The 21,343-nt window shown below is 53.5% G+C and carries 19 protein-coding genes; 2 read left to right on the top strand and 17 right to left on the bottom strand.

Annotated features, from left to right (window positions below):
* Window positions 1–10: 10 nt before the first annotated feature.
* The 5 genes from tamB to galU all read right to left on the bottom strand — a co-directional run bounded on the left by tamB (window position 11) and on the right by galU (window position 9,082).
* Window positions 11–4,054 carry an autotransporter assembly complex protein TamB gene (tamB, locus tag ACWI0H_RS10630; protein ID WP_336273078.1) on the bottom strand — a complete coding sequence of 1,348 codons (4,044 nt, stop codon included), beginning with the start codon at window positions 4,052–4,054 and terminating at the stop codon, window positions 11–13.
* A gap of 9 nt (window positions 4,055–4,063) precedes the next feature.
* A complete protein-coding gene (gene tamA, locus ACWI0H_RS10625; RefSeq protein ID WP_485873440.1) occupies window positions 4,064–5,917 on the bottom strand; it encodes an autotransporter assembly complex protein TamA in 1,854 nt (617 codons plus the stop codon).
* Between the two features lie 147 nt (window positions 5,918–6,064).
* Window positions 6,065–6,886 (bottom strand): hypothetical protein, encoded by an 822-nt coding sequence (locus ACWI0H_RS10620; RefSeq protein WP_485873439.1) that lies wholly within the window; start codon window positions 6,884–6,886, stop codon window positions 6,065–6,067.
* A gap of 9 nt (window positions 6,887–6,895) precedes the next feature.
* Entirely contained in the window at window positions 6,896–8,188 is a 1,293-nt protein-coding gene (locus ACWI0H_RS10615) for a nucleotide sugar dehydrogenase (RefSeq protein ID WP_485873438.1), read from the bottom strand.
* Window positions 8,189–8,191: 3 nt separating this feature from the next.
* On the bottom strand, window positions 8,192–9,082 hold the full coding sequence (gene galU / locus ACWI0H_RS10610; RefSeq protein ID WP_485876138.1) for a UTP--glucose-1-phosphate uridylyltransferase GalU: 891 nt from the start codon (window positions 9,080–9,082) through the stop codon (window positions 8,192–8,194).
* Window positions 9,083–9,230: 148 nt separating this feature from the next.
* Here galU and ubiG point away from each other — a divergent pair, with 148 nt between their 5' ends.
* Together ubiG and ACWI0H_RS10600 are read left to right on the top strand one after the other, a co-directional pair.
* Window positions 9,231–9,974, top strand: a complete 744-nt coding sequence (gene ubiG / locus ACWI0H_RS10605) for a bifunctional 2-polyprenyl-6-hydroxyphenol methylase/3-demethylubiquinol 3-O-methyltransferase UbiG (RefSeq protein ID WP_485876137.1) — start codon at window positions 9,231–9,233, stop codon at window positions 9,972–9,974.
* A complete protein-coding gene (locus ACWI0H_RS10600; protein ID WP_485876135.1) occupies window positions 9,975–10,643 on the top strand; it encodes an HAD-IA family hydrolase in 669 nt (222 codons plus the stop codon).
* Between the two features lie 48 nt (window positions 10,644–10,691).
* Here ACWI0H_RS10600 and ACWI0H_RS10595 read toward each other — a convergent pair whose 3' ends face one another.
* From ACWI0H_RS10595 to aspS, 12 genes are all read right to left on the bottom strand, one after another.
* The gene (locus tag ACWI0H_RS10595; RefSeq protein ID WP_485876133.1) at window positions 10,692–11,453 is read right to left on the bottom strand and encodes a YciK family oxidoreductase; all 762 of its coding nucleotides are present in this window, start codon (window positions 11,451–11,453) and stop codon (window positions 10,692–10,694) included.
* Between the two features lie 44 nt (window positions 11,454–11,497).
* A complete protein-coding gene (ybgF, locus tag ACWI0H_RS10590; protein ID WP_176302114.1) occupies window positions 11,498–12,298 on the bottom strand; it encodes a tol-pal system protein YbgF in 801 nt (266 codons plus the stop codon).
* Window positions 12,299–12,378: 80 nt separating this feature from the next.
* Window positions 12,379–12,924 (bottom strand): peptidoglycan-associated lipoprotein Pal, encoded by a 546-nt coding sequence (gene pal, locus ACWI0H_RS10585; RefSeq protein ID WP_008957977.1) that lies wholly within the window; start codon window positions 12,922–12,924, stop codon window positions 12,379–12,381.
* Between the two features lie 54 nt (window positions 12,925–12,978).
* Window positions 12,979–14,265: a Tol-Pal system beta propeller repeat protein TolB gene (gene tolB, locus ACWI0H_RS10580; protein ID WP_485876131.1), complete on the bottom strand. Its 1,287-nt coding sequence runs from the start codon at window positions 14,263–14,265 to the stop codon at window positions 12,979–12,981.
* Entirely contained in the window at window positions 14,265–15,440 is a 1,176-nt protein-coding gene (gene tolA / locus ACWI0H_RS10575; RefSeq protein WP_472956623.1) for a cell envelope integrity protein TolA, read from the bottom strand. The genes tolB and tolA overlap by 1 nt, the downstream gene beginning before the upstream one ends.
* A gap of 13 nt (window positions 15,441–15,453) precedes the next feature.
* Complete coding sequence (tolR, locus tag ACWI0H_RS10570; RefSeq protein ID WP_176302112.1) at window positions 15,454–15,891, bottom strand: protein TolR; 438 nt, start codon at window positions 15,889–15,891, stop codon at window positions 15,454–15,456.
* An 11-nt stretch (window positions 15,892–15,902) separates the two neighbouring features.
* A complete protein-coding gene (gene tolQ, locus ACWI0H_RS10565; protein ID WP_176302111.1) occupies window positions 15,903–16,598 on the bottom strand; it encodes a protein TolQ in 696 nt (231 codons plus the stop codon).
* Window positions 16,599–16,656: 58 nt separating this feature from the next.
* Window positions 16,657–17,070 carry a tol-pal system-associated acyl-CoA thioesterase gene (gene ybgC, locus ACWI0H_RS10560; protein WP_485876129.1) on the bottom strand — a complete coding sequence of 138 codons (414 nt, stop codon included), beginning with the start codon at window positions 17,068–17,070 and terminating at the stop codon, window positions 16,657–16,659.
* A complete protein-coding gene (ruvB, locus tag ACWI0H_RS10555) occupies window positions 17,067–18,104 on the bottom strand; it encodes a Holliday junction branch migration DNA helicase RuvB (RefSeq protein ID WP_176302109.1) in 1,038 nt (345 codons plus the stop codon). Before ruvB ends, ybgC begins: the two co-directional genes overlap by 4 nt.
* Window positions 18,105–18,171: 67 nt before the next feature.
* Entirely contained in the window at window positions 18,172–18,780 is a 609-nt protein-coding gene (gene ruvA, locus ACWI0H_RS10550; protein ID WP_485876127.1) for a Holliday junction branch migration protein RuvA, read from the bottom strand.
* 112 nt (window positions 18,781–18,892) lie between these two features.
* The gene (ruvC, locus tag ACWI0H_RS10545) at window positions 18,893–19,456 is read right to left on the bottom strand and encodes a crossover junction endodeoxyribonuclease RuvC (RefSeq protein WP_472956737.1); all 564 of its coding nucleotides are present in this window, start codon (window positions 19,454–19,456) and stop codon (window positions 18,893–18,895) included.
* Between the two features lie 76 nt (window positions 19,457–19,532).
* The gene (aspS, locus tag ACWI0H_RS10540) at window positions 19,533–21,314 is read right to left on the bottom strand and encodes an aspartate--tRNA ligase (RefSeq protein WP_472956618.1); all 1,782 of its coding nucleotides are present in this window, start codon (window positions 21,312–21,314) and stop codon (window positions 19,533–19,535) included.
* Window positions 21,315–21,343 lie beyond the last annotated feature (29 nt).

The raw sequence follows: 21,343 nt of genomic DNA, 5'->3' as shown, positions 1-21,343 counted from the left end.
TCGCCCTCACTCATTGCTGCTGTAAGATTTTTGGGTCACCGGAACGGGTAAAGGTGTAGATCAAATCCACCGCCTGATTGGTACCCGATACGGCCTGAAGATAAAGATTACGCCACAGCGTATAGCGTAGTGTTAGTTCTGCAATCGGCGAGAAAATTCCCACACCGTAACTAATCCTAAGGTCATCGGTCAGTTGGCCACTGACGGCGACTTGACTGTCATCGCCGGCGCCGGTGGTATCCAGGGTTAAGTCGTCAATACCGAAAGCCTCGCCAATCGAGCCCACTGCGCCACCGGTGCGTCCTAATGACATACCAATCAACGCCGTGGTTAGTGCGCTATCCACCCCTCCGCCGGAGGCATCCGGGGCACGGCCCCGTAGTAAATATGAAAGTGCTCGTGTTTCATCCATTGCTGGTTCGGAGAAGATCAGTACATTGGGGGCTTCGGCATTACCGGTGACACGCAGGCCAGCAATAACGTCATCTTCGGTGACGTCGGGATTACGGATGGCCTCAAAGTCGAGGGTAGGTAGCCCAGGGGGCCCGCTAAACAGTAGTTCACCGCGGCGAATGACCAAGTCTTGACCGAACGCCTGGAAGCGCCCATCAACTAAATTGACATCGCCAAATAGCTGTAATGCACCGCCACTTTGGCGAATTTCTAATGAACCTCCCAGTCCGGATTCTAAGCCGTAGGCCGATAGCTGCATATCACTACCCAGCGTTAGCGTCACCAGCACATCAAGGGCCATGCCGGTAGCGGCTAGTTCATCTGCAGCGCTAGGCTCATCACCATTGGCGGCAGCACGCTGTGCCTCAATTTCTGCCTGCCGATCGTCGCGCTCGGTGATAATCACTTCATCACCGCTAGGCGTAACGGCCGAAGACGGCATATCGCCAATTTCCAGCCTTGCCCAGGGTAAGTTGATATCTCCCCTTACTTGCAGCCTTTCTGGAGTCACACGAACACGAACATCAGGCGCCGCTTCTAGACGACCAAACTGTGGCAATACGATCAGAATAGGCTCTTGAACAGCATTTAGATCGACACCAATGCGCCAATCGTCACCGTTTGGCCAGTAAGCATCACCGGTGATTTCCAAACGCCCGCGCTCGGCCGCTAGATAACCGTCAATATCGCCCTGCTCACCGTCAAAAGAGACCAGTAACTCTCCATCTTGTACATCTACTGGAATTTCAGGACCATTAACACGAATCTCACGTAACCCAAGCTGGCCCTGCAAGCCGGGCTGATCGGTAGTGCCCGAAATTTGTACACTACCTGTCAGATTCCCTTCCAGTTGATCCATTCCGACGAGCATAGGGCGATAAGGTTGCAGTGAAACATCGTCTGCACGCAGCTCCCCCTCTAGCTCGCCTGCCCCTAGTGGGTCATCGATCGATAAATCCAGGTTTAGATCGCCTGCCTCGGCAAGCGAAAGCGTTACATTGGCATCCGCTTGTGCTTGGTTAGCCTCAATCTGGGCGTCTAAATTGATTTCTGGCAGTTGTACGGGCTGACCATAATCATTGATGGCCGTTACTGCGAGTTCACTTAGCACCTGTAGATTTGCCTGCCACTGTGCACCGCCCTGGCGCCAATTAACGTTAAGATCCGCCGTTGTGTCGCCTTCTAACTGCCACTCTTCGGGTAAAAAAGGCTCCACCATCTCCATAGGCACTTCACGTAATGAAAGCACGGCGTTGCCCTGTTGCGCCGAAGCATTTATTTCCTCTTCAGAACAAACCAAGCCGCCCTGCTCTCGACGTAGGCAGAAGGATGAAAGGTTCGCCTGACCGCTGGCCAAGTTGTAACGGAGATCCAAGGGTGCTTCAAGGCGAATATCGCCCGCTTCCGAATCGATTTCCAGTGGCGTTACTTGGGCCTGATACAATTGGTTCGGCTGATCAAAACGCCCATCAAGGGCGAGTTGAGCACGGCTTAATACGTTGTTGTCCGTACCCTGGGCATTAAGCTCGAGACGATGCTCTGAGAGACGCCCGGCTAAAGTTACATTCATGGTAGACAGCGCTTGGCCACCGGCATTGACGTTTTGCAGTGCCAGTTGCACATCAAGGGCAGGATCATCGATTCCCTGCACATCGGCATTTAGTGTGAGCCGTTCAATGCGATTTTCGCCGAAACGCACGCCATCGCCTTGTAAGTCAGCCAGCAATTGCGGCTGATCAAAACTACCGCTAGCCTCCAGCGTTCCCACAATGTTACCCGCTAGATCCGGTGAGAGGGTTTGCAGTTGGCGTAGCGCAATGTCGGCATTTAACGACATCGCCTGTTCGCTGATTTGGCCTGCCGCTTCCAACCGGTTATCCCCCTGGGTAAACAGCAGCTGTTCAATATTCAGCTCCATATTGCTGTTGGCGTCCAGGGCGGCCTGCAGTGTCAGGGGGTAGTCGCGCAGGACACCATCAATCGCCAAGTTGGGGACGCTGACAGCCCACGCGGCACCTTGTGGGCTCTCTTGCTGGAACAAGGAAAACTCAATATCGCCATTCAGACTGCCGTCTAACTGATCCACGAAGTGGGAAGGGTCAAACTGATCCAAACGGATACTCGCATCAACCTGCAAGGGAGCTAACCAGTTAACGGTGCCTTCACTACGCAGGTAGCTTTCGCCTACGGTCAGGTTAAGCGGCTGCCAGCTAAAGTGTTCAAGGTCGCCCTCACCGCTGACGTTAATCTGGGTACGTGGCACGCTGGGCCCCTCAACAGCCATCGCGAGCTGAGCGCTATACTCACTCAGGCTGCCGGTCATCTGTAAATCCAGCTCATCGACCACATAAGGGTCGGTGACCACATCGCCGTCGGCTTGCGCCGTTTCGTCAATGGCGAGCGGCCACTGTACCTGGTCACTTTGTAACTGCACTTGAAATGGCAGCGTAGGGGCTAGCGCGTCTACTTGTCCGTTTAACGACGCGTTTACCGCGCCGGATACCTCCAACTGTGCTTCAAGTGCATCGAGTGGGCCAGACAGCGTTAACGTCAAGGTTTCTCCATCGAGCTCAGGAAACCTCTCAGCTAAAAAAAGTTCTACGTTCAAACGAGCTTCAAGTGGGTAACTGTCGCTTAAAGTTGCCTTTGCGGTTAATTCAGCCTCAGCGTCTGGGGTAACGACAGCAAGCTCGGTTAACTCAATGCGGTCGCCCTCGGTCATCAGTCCAAGCTGAAGGTGTTCCACTTGATACTCTGTGGAGCCTTTCAAGCGAAAATCGTTAAGCGTAAATTCGGGTATTTGAATATCCACCGGCAAGGTAATGGCAGGTAATTCCAGTCGTTCTCGTGCTTCTAACTGCTCTTCAGGAGACTCTACTGCCAGTACGGCTTCTTCTTGCGGTTCGCGGAGCAATATAGCGGCATCGATAGCCTCAGCAGAAAGAGGTGTTTCAGTGGCTTGCGTTAGTAACACCCCCGCCGATGGCGGCAAATAAAGGCGCGGTTGCTCCAGGTGGGTCGGCTCAAGTCGCACTTGGTTGCCTTCGGCAACAGCCGCTGAGCTTAACGAGCGCCACGCGACCTCGGTGCCGTCGGCAAGACGCAGGCTGACATCGTCAAGCTGTAGCGAACGTAGCTGGATCGGGAAAGGGAAACGAATAGCGAGTGGCGCTCCCCCTTCTTCTGGCGGCGGCTCCTGTTCGCCCGATGCGCCTAAACGAACATCAGCGCCTACCACGCGGAGTGTGTCGATGCATAACCGGCCCGACAGGACGCAGTCATCCCCCCACGCAAGCTCAAATTCATCCACAGTAATACGGGTTTCACCCAGCTGTAGTTGGAAATCTTCGATCAGAAAACGATCAAGCAGCCCACCTTCATGGTGTGCATAGGTGAATAAGTCCCGCTGCTCCCCCTGCGAGAGCAATACACCAGTGCCCCAGGGCGATAACGCTACCCCAACAAGCAGCGCCGCAATCCCAAACAGCCAAATTGGCAATACGATAATCAGGCGTAAAAGGCTCCACAACAGAAGCCAGGTACGGTATTTGGGTGATAGTCGCTGGCGCTTATCAGATGTCGCTGTTTCAACCTGAGGCAAATCTCTCTCCTAGAATTCCGGTCCGATGGAAAAGTGCAAACGCCAATCGTCTTCATGGTCAAAAGGATGTGCGATATCAAAGCGAATTGGCCCGACCGGTGAAACCCAGCGCACCCCGGCGCCGGCGCCTGTTTTCAAATCGTTAGGTCCCCAGTTATCAAACGCATCGCCATTGTCCACGAAGGTGGCTGCCCACCAATCCCGCGTGACACGCCGTTGGTACTCAAGGGTTGAGGTCAGCAATTGTTGGCCGCCCCGTAGCCGTCCTTCTTCATTGCGTGGCGAAAGGCTTTCATAGGAGTAGCCGCGCACACTGCGGTCGCCACCGGCAAAAAAGCGTAAAGAAGGTGGGATTTTGGCAAAGTCATCGGTTTCGATGGCGCCTAAGCTAACTCGCGCCAGGAAGCGGTTATCATTGCCGATAGTGCGAATCCATTCCGTATCGGCCGTAACGCGTGTGAACTGTGCATCCGACCCCCAAACCTTATCCGAGTACTCTAAAGAGAGCTGCTGACGGTCGCCCCATAATGGAAAGCGCTGAGGACGTGTTCGAGTTCGCGACCACTGAATACCAGGATAAAACAGCCATACTTGATCGGCTTCGCCCCCCTGCTCGAAGTCTTCATAAGTGGTACGGAAGTACAGAGTTTGAACCCAATCGTTATCAAACTCCCAGCGCCGAGCCACTTCAACGGTGCCTTCTAATGATTGGGTATCACTATCATCAATATTACGGATACCGTATTGCAGCCGGTAGCTATCACGCAGCGGGTCTTCTAGCGGAACGTTATATACCCCGGTAAACCGCTGCTCCGGGGAGGATAAATAGAGGTCGTGGTCAAGACTATGACCATAACGATTGATCCATGGTTGTTCCCAACCAAAACGCAGACGGGGCCCCACATCGGTAGCGTAGCCAATGCCGACTTCAAACTGGTGGCGATCAGCAGGCTCCACACTCACATCAATAGGTAACTGCGTATCACTGGGCTTATTGATGCTTAGCGCACTGGTTAAAGCCGCGCCGGTGACTCGTGGGCGCTCTGGTTGGGAAGCAGTCGCCTCGCTCCACCAGGCGTCTCCGCCACCAGGCGGAGAAATCGACAGCTCTTGCGCTGTTTCAAGTCGCGGCCGCACTGACACTGAGCTAAACCAGCCGGTTTCTGCAAGCGATTGGTTATAGTCAGCTAGCGTTTGCGCTAGATAGGGGTCGCCTCTTTCAAACGGCTGTATACGGAGTAATCGGTCGATCTCTATGTGGCTACCTGTTATTGAAGTCTCTCCAAACTGATAGCGGGGGCCGCTGTCAAAATCCATATAGAGGCGCGCACTTTGTAAATACGGGCGGACTTCCATACGTCGATCCGTAAAGCCCCAGTCAAAGTAACCCCGCTCGATAGCCAAACCAGAAAACTGACCACGCAGCCGCTCCCATGGGGCATGGCGCAGTGCGTCACCCTCTTCCAGCGGGAAGTCTTCTACTGCTTGTTGAAATGGTGGGTCGTTACTGGCGTCGCCTTTGACATTAATTGATAAAATTTCAATTTCAATTTGAGGTCCTGGCTCAACCTCAAGCGAGACGCGCTCATCGCCGGTGTGCTCAAAGGTTATATCAGGCTCATAATACCCATACACACGCATGGCTTCTTCAGTACGTTGACGAACCTCACCTTCTAAACGTGCTTCGGTGTATTGCTCAGCCTCTACGTTCTGTAGATAGGCTTGAATATTACTTTCGACTTCATCGGAAACACCCGTGATGCTCGCCTCTAACGCCCATGCCCCGTGTGTTGCGTATAACAGTGGTAGCACTACCAACACTGTGCGACCGGTGGCTGAAGTCCATCGCCGTTGTCTTCCCATACATTTTTATCCTAACCTAAATCAGCGGCTTCATTATCTAGTCATTTCAACACCTAGTCATTTCAACGACTTGTAGAATATTCTTCGGTACTAGAATGCATCAACGCTATACACTATCCTGACTATCTTACTATCTTGGCTACCTTTTTAACGTAGCATTTCTAACTGGGCACTAAAGGCAAGCTGTGCCTGACGGACTTGTCGAACATCACTCTCTAGTGCATTCAAACGTTCCGACCATTCCTGCTCTAATGCCGTCATAGCATCTTGATCCGGTGACGCTTCAACCTCAGCAATAGAAGCCTCCAGCTCATCAAAGCGCGACTCAATGGCGCTTCTTTGCGCTGATAACTGCTCTTCCCAATCACTACTAATGTTACTGATCTGACTGTCCAGTACGGACAGGCGTTGATCGGTCAGTTGCTCAAGGTGGGACACTTCCTCAATCAAGTTTTGCCGTCCTGAGGTACCAGCCTGTTCCAGGGCATTCAATGATTCCCGCATCGCCAACAACTGACTGTCGCGCAACTCAGCTTGCTCATTAAGCTGGTTCAACTGCTGCAGCAACGAATTGATCGAATCACTAGAGGCCATGTCCTCATTCATTGTTAGCAGACTGTACAACTCTTCGCGAGTATCGGTCAGTGCAATGGACAGCTGCTCTTGCTCTTGAAAGAGCGTCGACATCTGAGCTTGTACAAAGGTTATCGCATCTTGTACATCAGTGTCATCCGAATCCAAGCGAGCATGAACATTGGACACTTCGCCACTTACCCGATGTAACTCATTTAACAGTCGTTCACGTTCGTACCAAAGTCCAGCCGCCGCCGCACCCAATAGGGCAATGATTAATAACAGGCATAGCCATAGCGGCCACAAAGTAGGCCCCTTTCGGTGGCGCAAATGCTGCGCCGTCAAGCTTTGATCCACATCGGGTACGATACGAGAGGATGCAGTGGCGTCTGGCATAACAGTTCCTCAGAGAGTCTTTGGGTCGGCACGACGGCCTATCCCGCGGTACATTAATCCACAGCTGGCAACAAATTCAGGATCGTAAATATTGCGTCCATCTAACACGAGCTTAGCGTTTAATAACGAGCCCAGCCGATGCCAGTCTGGGTTCCAATAGGTTTTCCATTCTGTCACCAACATTAGTACATCGGCGCCCGCACAGGCTTGGTAGGGGTCATGGGTAAAGGTGCGCAAATCCTCGCGCTCGCCTACCAGGGCATGGAGAGCTGGTACGGCGGCTGGGTCGTGTAGCTGAACCTTAACTCCCTGCGCCCAAAGTGCTTCAAGCAGTGTTAATACGGGCGCGTGGTCGATGCGTGCAGTGCCGGGCTTGAACGCAGCTCCCCAAATCGCCACGGTTTTTCCGGCCATTTCGCCGGAAAAATGGGACCACAGCTTGCGGAACAGCGTTTCTTTTTTCTGTTCGTTAATATCCATTACCTGCTCAAGCAGCGCTGAATATCGGCCACTCTGCAGCTGCACATCGGCCAAGCGAATCAAATCGCGGGAGAAATTAGGGCCTCCAAAACCGCACCCAGGGTACAGGTACTCAAACCCGATACGCGAATCGGCTCCCATCCCCTGGCGGACATGTTCTACATCCACGCCTAGAGTATCAGCCAAACCGGCGATTTCATTCATATAACTGATACGCGTGGCCAACATGCCGTTAATGGCCAGCTTGGTTAACTCCGCAGCGCGGCGAGGCATACACTGAAACACTTCGCTACGCCGATTAAAGGCGCGTAACAGCTCTCTGGTGACTTGCTCTCCCGTCGCATCATCGCAGCCTAGCAAGCGTCGGGTTGGGCGTGTGAAAGAGTCCCATGCACGGCCTTCTTCTAACGTATCGGGCAGTGCCACACTGTAGTGCTGAGCACCCATTAACGTATGCAGGCGCTCGGTCTCACCTACTGGAAACGTCGAGTTATTAACCAGCACAATATCGTGCTGATCCGCGAATAACGGGTTCTCAAGTAGTGCGCTGGCCGAACTGCGCTGTGAGGGTGATAACGCCATCCAAATCACCTCTGGAATGGCGGCATCATCTATTTGCTCAATGAGCTGCAGAGTACCCTCAGCTAAGCCCTGCTCAAGATGTGTCATTAAATGAGGTTCACTGCGTAACCAGTCCACCTCAGAAAGCACTGACCAAGGCGCATCAGCGTGGGGTAACCACTGAACCTGATGCCCCACCCAAGCCAGCGCAGCGGCTGCCGTCGCTGCGCTTAATTCGCTGCCGTAAAGTAACACCCGCATGCGTTACTCTCCCTGGTGGTATCGTGACAGCAGGGCTTGGAAAGCTTCTCCAAACTCAGGATGACGGCGTGCGTAGGCGAGTGTGGCTTCAAGGTAACCTAAGGGCTGTCCACAGTCGTAGGTAATCCCTTGCATACGATATGCCTGGACGCCGGACTGTTCTCGTAGTGTTTCCAGTGCATCGGTCAACTGAATTTCACCACCGGCACCGGGCGGTGTTTTTTCTAATATGGAGAAAATATGGCCTGGTAGCGCATAACGGCCTATGACCGCTAAATTCGAGGGTGCAGCATCACGCTTGGGTTTTTCCACCATGCCGGCTAAATCGGCTGACGCGTTCGCTGCGGGCACATCCCCTGCTGGCGCCACGATGCCATATTTTTCTACCTGCTCCCAGGCGACTTCTTCCACCATTAATTGCGCCGTTTGCTGTTGATCATAGGCCGCTAACATACCGGCCAAGTCCGTTGCTGAGTTGGCACTGTTATCGACCAACACATCGGGCAATAGCACCGCAAAAGGTTCATCGTCGCCAAGGATGGGACGGGCACAGAGCACTGCATGGCCTAGCCCTAACGGCACGCCCTGACGAATGCTAATAATGCTGACGTCGTCAGGCACTATATTGCGCAACATTGTCAGAAGCTCATGTTTTCCCTTTTTTTCCAAGCTAGCTTCCAGCTCAGCATGGGTATCGAAGTGATTTTCGATAGCGCTTTTATTGCTACTAGTGACCAGCACAATCTCACGGATACCAGCGGCAATTGCCTCTTCAACGACATACTGGATCACCGGCCTATCGACAATCGTAATCATCTCCTTGGGAATAGCCTTAGACGCTGGCAAGCAGCGGGTACCAAACCCGGCAACAGGAAGTACGGCTTTACGAATCATAGAAGAGGTCCTTTTCATGCGTTCCGACACAGGAGTGGTTAGAATGTCCATAATACTGAAGGCGTGGATGGATACCACCTCGCAACGGCGAACAAGTGGCTACACGTCAATATTTTGCTAAATGTTCAAAAGTTATGGGAGTCACACTATGCAAGCGACACCACAGGATAGCATTGCTCATCACTATCAAGACAATGTCGATACAGCAGAAGTCGCCAAATTTGAGGCTCTTGCTAGCCGCTGGTGGGATCCGCAGGGTGAATTCAAACCCCTTCATGATATTAACCCCTTACGTCTTGACTTTATTGATGCGCGTGCGGGGCTGGCGGGTAAAAAAGTGCTTGATGTAGGCTGTGGCGGCGGCATTCTAAGCGAGTCAATGGCCCACCGCGGTGCGACGGTAACGGGCATTGATCTCGGTGAAGCGCCATTAGCAGTGGCCCGGTTGCACGCCGAAGAGCGTGGCGTAAAAGTTGATTACCAACATATCAGCGTGGAGGCCATGGCCGCTCAGAAGCCTGGTTTTTACGATGTGGTGACTTGCATGGAAATGCTGGAGCACGTGCCGGATCCTGCCTCCGTCATTCGTGCTTGCAGCGCCCTCGTGCGTCCGGGTGGTTATGTGTTTTTCTCTACGTTAAACCGTACTGCCAAGTCATACGCGTTCGCAATTTTAGGCGCCGAGTATGTGCTTAAACTGCTGCCACGAGGCACGCATAACTATGCAAAATTTATTCGCCCTTCAGAAATGGCGGCTTGGTCTCGCCACAGCGGTTTAGAAGTGCGTGAACAGACGGGACTAACCTACAACCCGCTTACCCGCCACTACCGCTTGGTCAGCCATGATGTCTCGGTCAATTACATGATGTACTGCCGCAAGGTAAGCGATTAAATGTCGATGCAAACACCTCAAGCAATACTTTTCGACCTGGACGGAACGTTGGTAGATACGGCCCCCGATTTGGCAGAAGCGACCAATGCACTGCGTGCTCACCATGGGTTAGCGCCGCTACCCTTTGAGGTAATTCGCCGCCAAGTCTCTAATGGCGGCAGTGCGCTGGTTACGCTAGCGCTGGGCTTAGAGGCCTCTGCTGAGGGACACACTCAAGCACGCCAGTTTCTACTTGATGCTTATGAGCAAGCTGTAGCGGTACACAGCCGGGTTTTTTCGCCGCTTGATGCGTGGCTACAAGAGTGGCACGGCGATCAGCGGCCTTGGGGGATTGTCACCAACAAACCGCGCCGCTATACCTTGCCGCTACTAGAAGCTCTGCTGCTACAGCCTGGCGCACTGCTATGTGCGGATGATCTCAGCGTTAAAAAGCCAGCGCCTGAACCGCTTTGGGAAGCTGCCCGACGCCTTGGCGTTGCCCCTAAACATTGCTGGTACATCGGTGACCATGTACGGGATATGGAGGCCGCCGTCGCCGCCGGTATGACCGCCGTCGCGGTTGGCTATGGCTATATCAGCGAAGAGGATGACTACCAGCAGTGGCCCGCTGATATTTGGTTTGAAGAGTGTGCAGCGCTGGTCGATGCCCTAGGCGAGTTCAAGCTCTAGACAAGCATGATGGCGGGCGGGCATCGACGCGGTTTTCAAAACAAACGGTTATGTGCGGGGAGGTTGGGCATCTAGCTTTTGCCCGCTGGTGCCTGCGCTGTCTGGCCCCATTAGCCACAGGTAGGTCGGCATAATCTCTTCCGGCGTACGCAGTGTGAAGGGATCTTCACCAGGAAACGCCGTACGCCGCATTTGGGTGCGTGTGGCGCCGGGGTTAAGTGAATTCACCCGAATATGTGACTGATTATTCAGCTCATCAGCCAATACCTCGACAAAGCCTTCAGTGGCAAATTTAGAGACAGAATAAGCCCCCCAGTAGGCTCGCCCTTTACGGCCAACGCCAGAGGAAGTGAAGATTATCGAAGCATCTTCAGACTGTTGCAGTAGTGGTAATAACGCTTGGGTCATCCAGATAGGCCCATTGATATTGACCTGCATCACCTGCTGCCATAGCTCAGGGTTATATTGCTCAAATGGCGTAATGCGACCTAATAGCCCAGCGTTATGCAGCAAACCATCTAAGCGGCCAAACTCCTGATCCAGCGTTTCGGCCATATCATGAAAATCTTTGAGGGTAGCGCCTTCAAAATTGAGCGGAAAAATCGCGGGCTGAGGCCCGCCTGCCGCTTCAATTTCATCGTAAACACGCTCTAATTTGGCAATGGTGCGCCCCAATAGAATCACGGTGGCCCCATGCTGGGCATAGCTTAATGCTGCCGCACGGCCAATCCCGTCTCCTGCGCCGGTTACCAACACGATGCGATTTTCCAATAGGTTGGGCGCTGGTTGATAGTCGATCTTGCAGCTCATGCTGATTCCTTGAAACTTTTCTTAGAAGCGATAAAGAGCAAATTTTAACTTGCTGACTGGCGTAAAAAGTCACTGGCAAGGCCCGCGGCACTGCTTTGCGGGTAGTCGTCACGCACTCGCTCAAGTAGCTCACGGCTACGTTCCGCTTCGCCTTGACGCGCTTTTACTAAGCCTAACTTATAAATCGCATCAGGTACTTTGCTGCTACCACTATACTCGTCAATGACGCGGCTAAACGCTTGGTCAGCAGCGTCCAATTCACCTTCAGCCGAATACAGCTCACCCAGCCAATAGTGGCCATTGGCCGTTAAACTGGTATCAGGATGGTCATTGACAAAGGTTTCAAACGCCGCGATAGCTTCCTCAAAACGGCGTGCTTGAACATGTGCAAAGGCCGCTTGGTAATCGGCTTGCGCCTCTTCACTCACATTGCTAGTTGAAGGCGCGTTAACCACTTCCTCGGCAGCTTCGGGTTCAACCGCTGGGGTTGACTGCTCAATCTGCGTTGGCCCACTGCTCATCAGCCGGTCTTCAATATCGAGATACTGCTGCTGTGATTGACGACGTAGCTGCTCTAACTGATGACGCAACTCTTCAATCTGACCGCGCAGCTGCTGGATTTCCTGCTGATGCTCCTGTACCTGGTTAAATAACACCAGATTACCGCTGGAGGCTTCCTGACGCTGCGTCTGCTGATAGAAGCTGCTGTTGGAAGAGCCAGAGTTGGAAAGATCTTGGACGAGCGGCTGTTGAGCGACGGCCATTAAAGGCAATACGGACAGCGGGAGCGCTAAGGCTCCCGCACCGCACAGCCTCTCAACGTAACGCTTGAGACTGTGATTCATGATGACTCCGTAGACGTAAACGGCGTGCGATAAGCCGCACGCCGAATTCATCAGTGGTTAAGCATTCAATCGTTAAATGCTCAGTAGTTAAATACAACACGACGGTTCTGCGAGTAGGCGCTCTCGTCCTGGCCATTAACGGCCGGACGCTCTTCACCATAGCTAACAACGCTCATTTGTGAAGGAGACACACCCTGAATGTTCAGGAAGCGCTCTACAGCATTAGCACGACGCTCACCCAGCGCCATGTTGTATTCACGAGTGCCGCGCTCATCCGTATGCCCGTGCAGAACCACCTGAGCACTCGGGTTGGCACGCAAGTAACGTGCATGCGACATTACAACAGACTCATACTCGCTCTTGATCGTATCGCGGTCGTAATCGAAATAGATAGTGCGTACTTCTGGAATACGCGAATCAGCCTGCTGGCCTGAGCTAGAACCAGAGCCTGAGGAAGAACCATATTGACTTCCCGTACCTGTACCAGAGGTGCTGGAACCGGTAGTACTGCCATCCTGGCTACCGTACGAGTCACCGTCCTGGGTTCCGCCGGTGCTGGAACAGCCAGCGATTACCACGATAGATAGCGCTGCTGCTAATGAGCGAGCCAACGGTTTAAGTTGCATAATCAGACTCCTTGCCTGAAAACTAAAAATTTCGATATTAATCAATGTTGTTGATCAATTTAAGAAGGGTGACCAAGCTGGGTCACGTACATCGCCTTGTGCTGATGGCAGTCTAAAGGATGAGCGGCCATCGGCAGAAACAGCACTTAGCACCCCACTATTACCCTGTTGGGTAGCGAAGATTACCATGGTCCCGTTCGGCGCAACACTAGGAGATTCATCTCTTGTTGATTCACTTAATATTACTAAGCGGTCGCCGCTCAAATCTTGTCTTGCCACTTGATAACCGCGGCTAGAGCGGTGGATCAAGAATATCTGTTCGCCGTCTGGAGAGAAGCGCCCACGGGCGTTGTAATTACCTGTAAACGTCAAGCGTTCGGCTTCGCCACCGCCCATCGAGTACTGGTAAAGCTGGGGGCCACCACTGCGATCAGAGGTAAACAGCAAGCTACGACCATCAGGTGCCCAAGCGGGCTCAGTGTCAATGCTGTTGTTATTGGTAATACGCTCTACGGAGCGGTTAGCCACATCCATGATATAAATTTCTGGCTGGCCGTCTTTGGAGAGAGACATCGCGATACGGCGGCCATCTGGTGACCAGGCTGGCGCGCCATTGATACCATCAAATGACGTTGCTTTTATCCGCTGGCCCGTTGCTACATCCTGAATGTAGATAGCTGGGCGCTCAGTTTCAAACGAGACATAAGCAAGCTTAGTGCCATCCGGTGACCATGCGGGCGACATAATGGGTTCGTCAGAGGTCAATACCTGTTCACTGCGACGTCCATCGGCGTCGGCAACGTACAGGCCGAACTGCATATTGTCTCCAATACCTTGTGCGGTGACATAGGCAATTTTAGTTGAAAACGCACCACGAATATCAGTAATCGCTTCAAAGATTTGGTCACTGATATAGTGAGCGGCGCCGCGCAGGTCATTGCCTCTCACCGTCACGGTTTCACCAATCATCCGCCGCTGACCGCTAATATCCATGAGCTCAAACTGTATTTCAAAACCGCCGTTGGTCTGTTCTGCGCTACCTACGACTAAGTAACGTACGTCTAATGAACGCCAAGTATCGAATTGAACATCGTCAGATTGATTGGGCTGTTCAAACATCGCGCTACGCTCTAGCGGATCAAAATAGCCACTACGCTCAAGGTCATCTTGGACAATCTGCGCAACATCTTCGGGCATTCCGTCTGAACCTGCGAACGGTACTACGCCGATAGGCAGCGCTTGATCGCTACCTCGCGTGATTTCAATGGTTAAATTGGCACTCGCTACACTGCTGACTAGCAGCAGCACACAGAACAACCACACTTTGCTCAAGCTTTGCATCAGCGAACATCCCCCGGGGTAAATCGCAGATTAAACTGACGTAAATTACGCTGCTGATCGGCTGGCAAATCTCTCAATTCACCAAACGGTGCAGCATGTTCCACGGCCTGCATCACAGACCGGTCAAAAGCACTATCGCCGCTGGATGTCACGATCGATGTTGCCAATACTTCTCCAGACGGTCCTAGCCTCACTTGTAGGGTAGCACTCATCGAATCACTTGCACCGGCAGGAATCAACCACGCCTGCTCAACAGCGCGACGGACAATATTGATAAAGCTATTGGCTGCCTGCTCAGCCTGCTGAGCATTGGCCGCGGCTTCTGCCTCACCCGCCAGCTGTCGTTGCATGGCCTCCTCTGCTGCTTCTGCGGCTTGGCGTTGGCGCTCCGCTTCGGCTTCGCGGCGCTGCTGCTCTTCCGCTTCGCGTTGACGCTGAGCTTCTGCCTCGCGCTCTCGTTGAGCCGCCTCCTCTTCACGAAGACGCTCTTCTTCTGCTTCACGTTGACGCTCGGCTTCTGCTTCTTCCTGGCGCTGTTGTTCTGCCGCTTCACGCTCACGCTCACGTTCGGCTTCTTCCGCTTCGCGGCGCTGCTGTTCCTCTGCTTCACGCTGGCGTTCAGCTTCGGCCTCTTCCTGGCGTTGCTGCTCGGCAGCCTCTTGCTGGCGGCGCGCCTCTTCGACTTCACGTTGACGCTCAGCAGCGGCTTCCGCCTCGGCCTCACGTTCGGCAGCTTCAGCGGCTTGTTGCTCAGCCTGCTCTGCCACTTCTTGAGCCCGGCGCGCTGCCTCTGCTTCAGCTGCCTCGCGCGCGGCTTCTAATGCTTGCGCTTCCTCTTCGGCTGCCTGCTGGGCAGCTTCTTCTTCGGCCGCTTGCTGTTCGGCAGCGGCTTGCTGTTCACTGGCCGACGGCTCTTCTGGTGCATCGGGCTCAGTAGGCGCTTCAGCCGGTGCATTCATCGCCGCTTGTTGTTCCGTTGCCTGCTGAGCCTGATCGGTAAACGTTTCCGTACTCACCAGCGTCGCCTGAACAATCGAAGAGCTATCGGGCTCCGCGTTGCGGGTCGGCAAACTGATTAAGCTAAACACGACAATCGCAACGTGCACGGCTATCGCCAGAACAGTCGGCCACTTATAGCCGACATCTTGAGGATCACGTGGTGAATTTACTGCCATGTGCGCGCTGCCCTTACCCATCTTGCGGCGGCTCAGAAAGCAGCCCCACGTTAGCCACACCAGCGCCTTGTAACGTGCTCATCAAGACAACAATTTGTCCATAGGCCACATTGCGGTCACCACGCACCATTACTGGCGTGCCGGGGCGTCGCTCTAAGATCGTGGTTACCCGCGCGGCCATCTCGTCCAGCGAGACTGAGTTGGAGTCTTCCCCCAACGTGATGAAATACGCACCCTCGCTATCAACCGAAATGACAATGGGGTCATTATCTTCCTGCGTCTCTATAGGTTGAGAGGTGACTTGTGGCAATTCAACTTGTACGCCCTGGGTTAACATGGGCGCCGTAATCATAAACACAACGAGTAGTACCAGCATGACGTCAATGAAAGGGACCACATTGATCTCCGCCATTGGTTTGCCTTTACCACTGCGATTGAAAGGTCCTTGCATGGCTGTCTCCCTTAACCCGCGCTTGGCTTGCCATCACGACCTTGTAAATTACGGTGCAGGATAGCGTGGAACTCCTCGGCAAAATCTTCATATTTGCCGAGTAAGCGAGAAGATGTATTGGACAGTCGATTATAAAAAATCACCGCCGGGATAGCCGCAAACAGACCCATAGCCGTTGCGATCAATGCTTCCGCAATCCAGGGAGCAACCGTTGCGAGCGTCGCTTGTTGGGTCAGTGACAGTGCTTGGAATGACCCCATGATGCCCCATACGGTACCGAAAAGACCGATATAGGGGCTGGCAGAAGCAACCGTCGCCAGAAACACCAGATGTTGGGTTAGACGATCTTCTTCACGCGACCAGGCAACGCGCATGCTGCGTTGCACGCCTTCCAATACGGTATCTGCATCCCGGGTTTTAGGCATTAAGCGGTTAAACTCGCGAAACCCTGCTTGAAAAATATGCTCGGCACCATGGCGTGGATCATCAGCGGGAATTTCACGGTAGAGTTCATTTAAGTCGACACCCGACCAAAAAGACTCCTCAAACTGGTTGTACTCTTGCTTGGCACGACGCATTGCAATACTACGCTGGAAAATCACCACCCAAGAGAGGATCGACCCCACCAACAGTAGCAACATAACCAGCTGCACCACGGTGCTGGCATTCATTATTAAGTGGGGAATGGACATGGTGTTATCGTTCACAGGTGCCCTCATCAATCTATTAGGGTCGGTATTGCCGACGCAGTGAATGACCTCTTGGTTAAGAGGCCTGTATCAAACTATTAAGCGATTCTGGCCATGCTTTAGGTCGCATATGCTCGACGCTCAAGCAGGCTATCTCGACTGTCGCTGAGCAGAGGAGTTCCTCATTACGCCAAACTTGCTGTTCAAATGTCATTCGACAGCGCCCAATGTCGGTGACATGAGTACTAATCTCCAGCATGTCATCGAGGCAAGCCGGTTTAGCATAGTGACAGGCCAAGCGGTATACCACTAGCTGTGTGCCTTCGTCTAGCAGCGTTTGCTGATTTAGCTCCAATTGGCGCAGCCATTCGCTACGCGCCCGCTCCATAAACTTCAAGTAGTTAACGTAGTAGACAATGCCGCCTGCGTCAGTATCTTCCATATAAACACGCAGCGGCAGACGATAACGATTGTTAGCCAAATCACTCACGGACGGCGCTCCCCTTCCATGTCGGTCGCCTGCTCGTGGGGCACACGTTCAAAGTGCAGCCACGCCTGACGAGTGACGACGCGCCCGCGTGGCGTGCGCATTATCAAGCCCTGCTGAATCAGATAGGGCTCAATGACATCCTCGATCGTATCGCGCTCTTCACTGATAGCAGCTGATAGCGAATCAATCCCCACCGGCCCACCATCGAATTTATCGATCATGGCCAGCAGTAACCGCCGATCCATATGGTCCAGGCCGTGGTGATCAACATTGAGCATATTGAGTGCGGCATCGGCCATGGCGACATCCACAACGCCGTTACCTTTCATCTCTGCGTAATCACGTACACGCCGTAGCAGCCGGTTAGCGATTCGCGGCGTTCCACGCGAGCGGCGGGCAACTTCAATCGCCCCTTCTTGGCTGGTTTCTACACCCAACAATCGCGCTGAGCGAGAAACAATTTCGGTCAGCTCTTCGAGGTTATAAAACTCGAGCCGCTGGACGATCCCAAACCGGTCACGAAGCGGAGAGGTCAATAAACCGGCCCGGGTGGTTGCCCCCACCAGCGTAAAGCGGGGAAGATCCAGCTTAATAGAACGTGCCGCGGGCCCTTCGCCAATCATAATATCCAGTTGGAAATCTTCCATGGCGGGGTAAAGCACTTCCTCGACCACCGGCGACAAACGGTGAATTTCATCGATAAAAAGCACATCGCCAGGCTCAAGATTGGTCAGCATGGCAGCGAGATCCCCCGCCCGCTCCAACACCGGGCCAGAGGTCGACTTCATTCCGACCCCCATCTCTGTGGCAATAATATGCGCGAGTGTCGTTTTACCTAACCCAGGCGGACCAAATACCAACGTGTGGTCCAGGCTCTCTTCACGCAGCCGTGCAGCGCCAATAAAGATTTCCAACTGCTCGCGGACACGCGGCTGGCCAATATAGTCATCCAGCCGCTTAGGGCGAATTGCATAATCAATACGCACCTCCCCCTGTTCGGGCTCAGCGGCGATCAGCCGATCGTGTTCTAGCATAAGTGCTCTTCTTAATAACGATTACAAAATGACAGTGTCGAATTGACGTTTTCTAATGCGAGCTCGCTTAGCCGCTCATGCGTTGGGTGAGCGCGGCTTTAATCAGTGCCTCGGTTGACTGATTAGGGTCAATGTCGGCAAGCATTTTCGATGCCTCAGTCAGCTTGTACCCCAAGCTTACTAAGGCGGCTTCTGCATCGGCAAGGCTATCACGGGCGGATGCTCGGCCATTAGTTGCCTCTAGAGGCAGTAGTGCGTTACTGCCATCTTCCCATGCGGGGAAGCGGTCACGCATTTCGATAATCAGCCGCTCGGCGGTTTTCTTGCCCACCCCCGGAAGTGTTGTCAGCGCCTTGCTGTCATCATCACGCACACAGCGCATAAAGGCGTCTTCATCCATACCTGATAAAATCGCTAACGCCAGCTTGGGCCCCACCCCATTGACTTTGATCAGCGCGCGGAAAAGCGCTCGTTCATGCTCTCTACCAAACCCATATAACAAATGGGCATCGTCACGAATTGTTAGATGAGTAAATAATGAAACGCTTTCACCGACGGCAGGCAGTGCTACCAGCGTATTCATCGAGGTTTCCAGCTCATAGCCTACACCATGAACGTCGATCACAATCCAGGGAGGTTGCTTTGCCAGTAACTGGCCACTTAGACGTCCAATCATAAAGTCGCTCGCACAGGTGTTGAAATAATAAAACAAGAGGGTGAAAACAGACGTTTACTATAAAGCGACTCTGTACAGGTGACCAGTAGTTCAGCCACACGCAGAGCAACCGCTACAGCCGCCAGCGACCGGTAGAGCGACGACGGGCCCGTGTTGACGCGGCGGGTAGGCCATGGCTGCTAAAGACAGAACCACTAAAGGCATGCGTTAATGCAATTGCTAGCGCATCCGCCGCATCAGCCTGGGGAGTAGCGGAAAGCTGCAAAATAGCGGTCACCATATGCTGGACTTGCTCTTTGTCCGCGCCGCCCTGGCCTGTCACCGCCTGTTTAATCTGCCGCGCGGCGTATTCGGCAAGGCTCAATCCATGATTGGCCATGCAGACAAGCGCCGCACCCCGCGCCTGGCCCAGCTTGAGCGCCGAATCAGGGTTTTTGGCCATAAACACGCGCTCAATAGCCACTTGGTTGGGCCGATGCAACCCGACGACTTCGCTAAGACCGGCATAAATCTGTGCCAGCCGTTGTTCTAGCGCCCCTTCCGCCGTGCGAATACAACCACTTGCCACGTAGCAGGGCTTCACACCGACCACGTCGATTACCCCATACCCTGTCACGCGTGACCCTGGGTCAATACCTAGGATACGGACAGGATTAGCAGGCTTTTTCTCATCCATGTCGTCGACACTCGTTGGGGCTTTATACAAAAACACCGACGCCGGGGCGTCGGTGTTAGGCACTTAACCAGCCACGTTATTCGGTGGCTGCTTCCGGCTTGGCCTTCTGGCGTAGACGGATGTTTAAATCTTTTAACTGTTCAGGACTGACTTCGCCTGGGGCATTCGTCATTAAGCAAGCAGCGCTTTGGGTTTTCGGGAAGGCGATGACTTCACGAATAGTCTTAGCACCCACCATCAGCATGACGAGGCGGTCCAAACCAAAGGCTAAGCCACCATGAGGCGGCGCGCCGTACTGAAGCGCATCCAGCAAGAAGCCAAATTTTTCTTGAGCTTCTTCTTCACCAATGCCGAGGATCTCGAACACAGTGCTCTGCATGGTTTGGTCGTGGATACGAATAGAGCCGCCGCCCAATTCGGTACCGTTGAGCACCATATCGTAAGCGCGCGAAAGTGCGCTCGCTGGGTCGGCCTTTAGCTCTTCCGGGCTGCAAGAAGGCGCGGTAAAGGGGTGGTGAAGCGGGCTAAGGCGGCCATTGTCGTCAGCTTCAAACATTGGGAAGTCGACGACCCACAGCGGTGCCCATTCCTGAGTGTAGAGCTCAAGGTCAGCGCCCAGCTTGACGCGCAGCGCGCCAATGGCTTCGTTGACGATACGGGTCTTATCCGCACCAAAGAAGATGATATCGCCATCTTCAGCGCCTACCCGATCGAGCAATTCTTCAACGATATTTTCCATGAACTTAACGATCGGCGACTGCAGACCCTCAAGCCCTTTAGCGCGCTCGTTGACCTTGATCCACGCCAAGCCCTTGGCACCGTAGATGCCGACAAACTTGGTGTATTCGTCGATCTCTTTACGCGACAGCTTAGCGCCACCGGGTACTTTCAGCGCCGCTACACGACCATCATCCGCGCTGGCCGGGCCAGAGAAAACTTTGAAATCGACTTGCTGCATCAGATCGTCGACATTGGTCAATTCTAGCGGAATACGTAGATCCGGCTTATCAGAGCCGAAACGATCCATCGCTTCCTGCCAGGTCATACGCGGGAATTCAGGCAATTCAGCGTTAAGCACATCTTGGAACAATTGACGAATCATGGATTCAGTAATGCCCATGATGTCGTTCTCTTCCACGAACGACGCTTCAATATCAATCTGAGTGAACTCAGGCTGACGGTCGGCGCGTAGGTCTTCATCGCGGAAGCACTTGGCGATTTGGTAATAGCGGTCAAAACCGGCCACCATCAACAGCTGCTTAAAGAGCTGTGGTGACTGGGGAAGCGCAAAGAAACTTCCCGCGTGAGTGCGGCTTGGCACTAGGTAATCGCGGGCCCCTTCAGGCGTGGCACGCGTGAGTACCGGCGTTTCGATATCCAGGAAGCCCTGGCTTTCAAGATAAGCACGTACGTTGTGAGAAATGCTTGAACGCAAGCGCAGCTTCTCAATCATATCCGGGCGGCGAAGGTCGATATAACGGTGCTTTAAGCGCACCTCTTCGCCTACCTTGCCATGCTCATCCAGTTGGAAAGGCGGTGTAATCGCAGTGTTGAGTACTTCGACCTCTTTCGCCAATATTTCAATCATGCCTGTGGGCATGGTGGCGTTTTGAGTACCTTCAGGGCGCAGCCGAACACGTCCAGTGATACGCAGGACATACTCACTGCGGGCACGGTCGGCAGTGGCGAACGCCTCGGCGGTATCAGGGTCGACCACGAACTGAGCGATGCCATCGCGATCGCGCATGTCGAGGAAAATTACCCCACCGTGGTCGCGGCGGCGATGAACCCACCCGCATACCGTAACCGTTTGATCCACCAAAGTTTCGTTTAGCTGGCCGCAATAATGGCTGCGCATGTCAAATCCTGTTCTGTTACGTGGCAATT

Source organism: Halomonas sp. NYA30, from assembly GCF_976980765.1.
The sequence above is the reverse complement of the archived record's forward strand: the minus strand, read 5'-3'. Positions and strand labels throughout refer to the sequence as shown.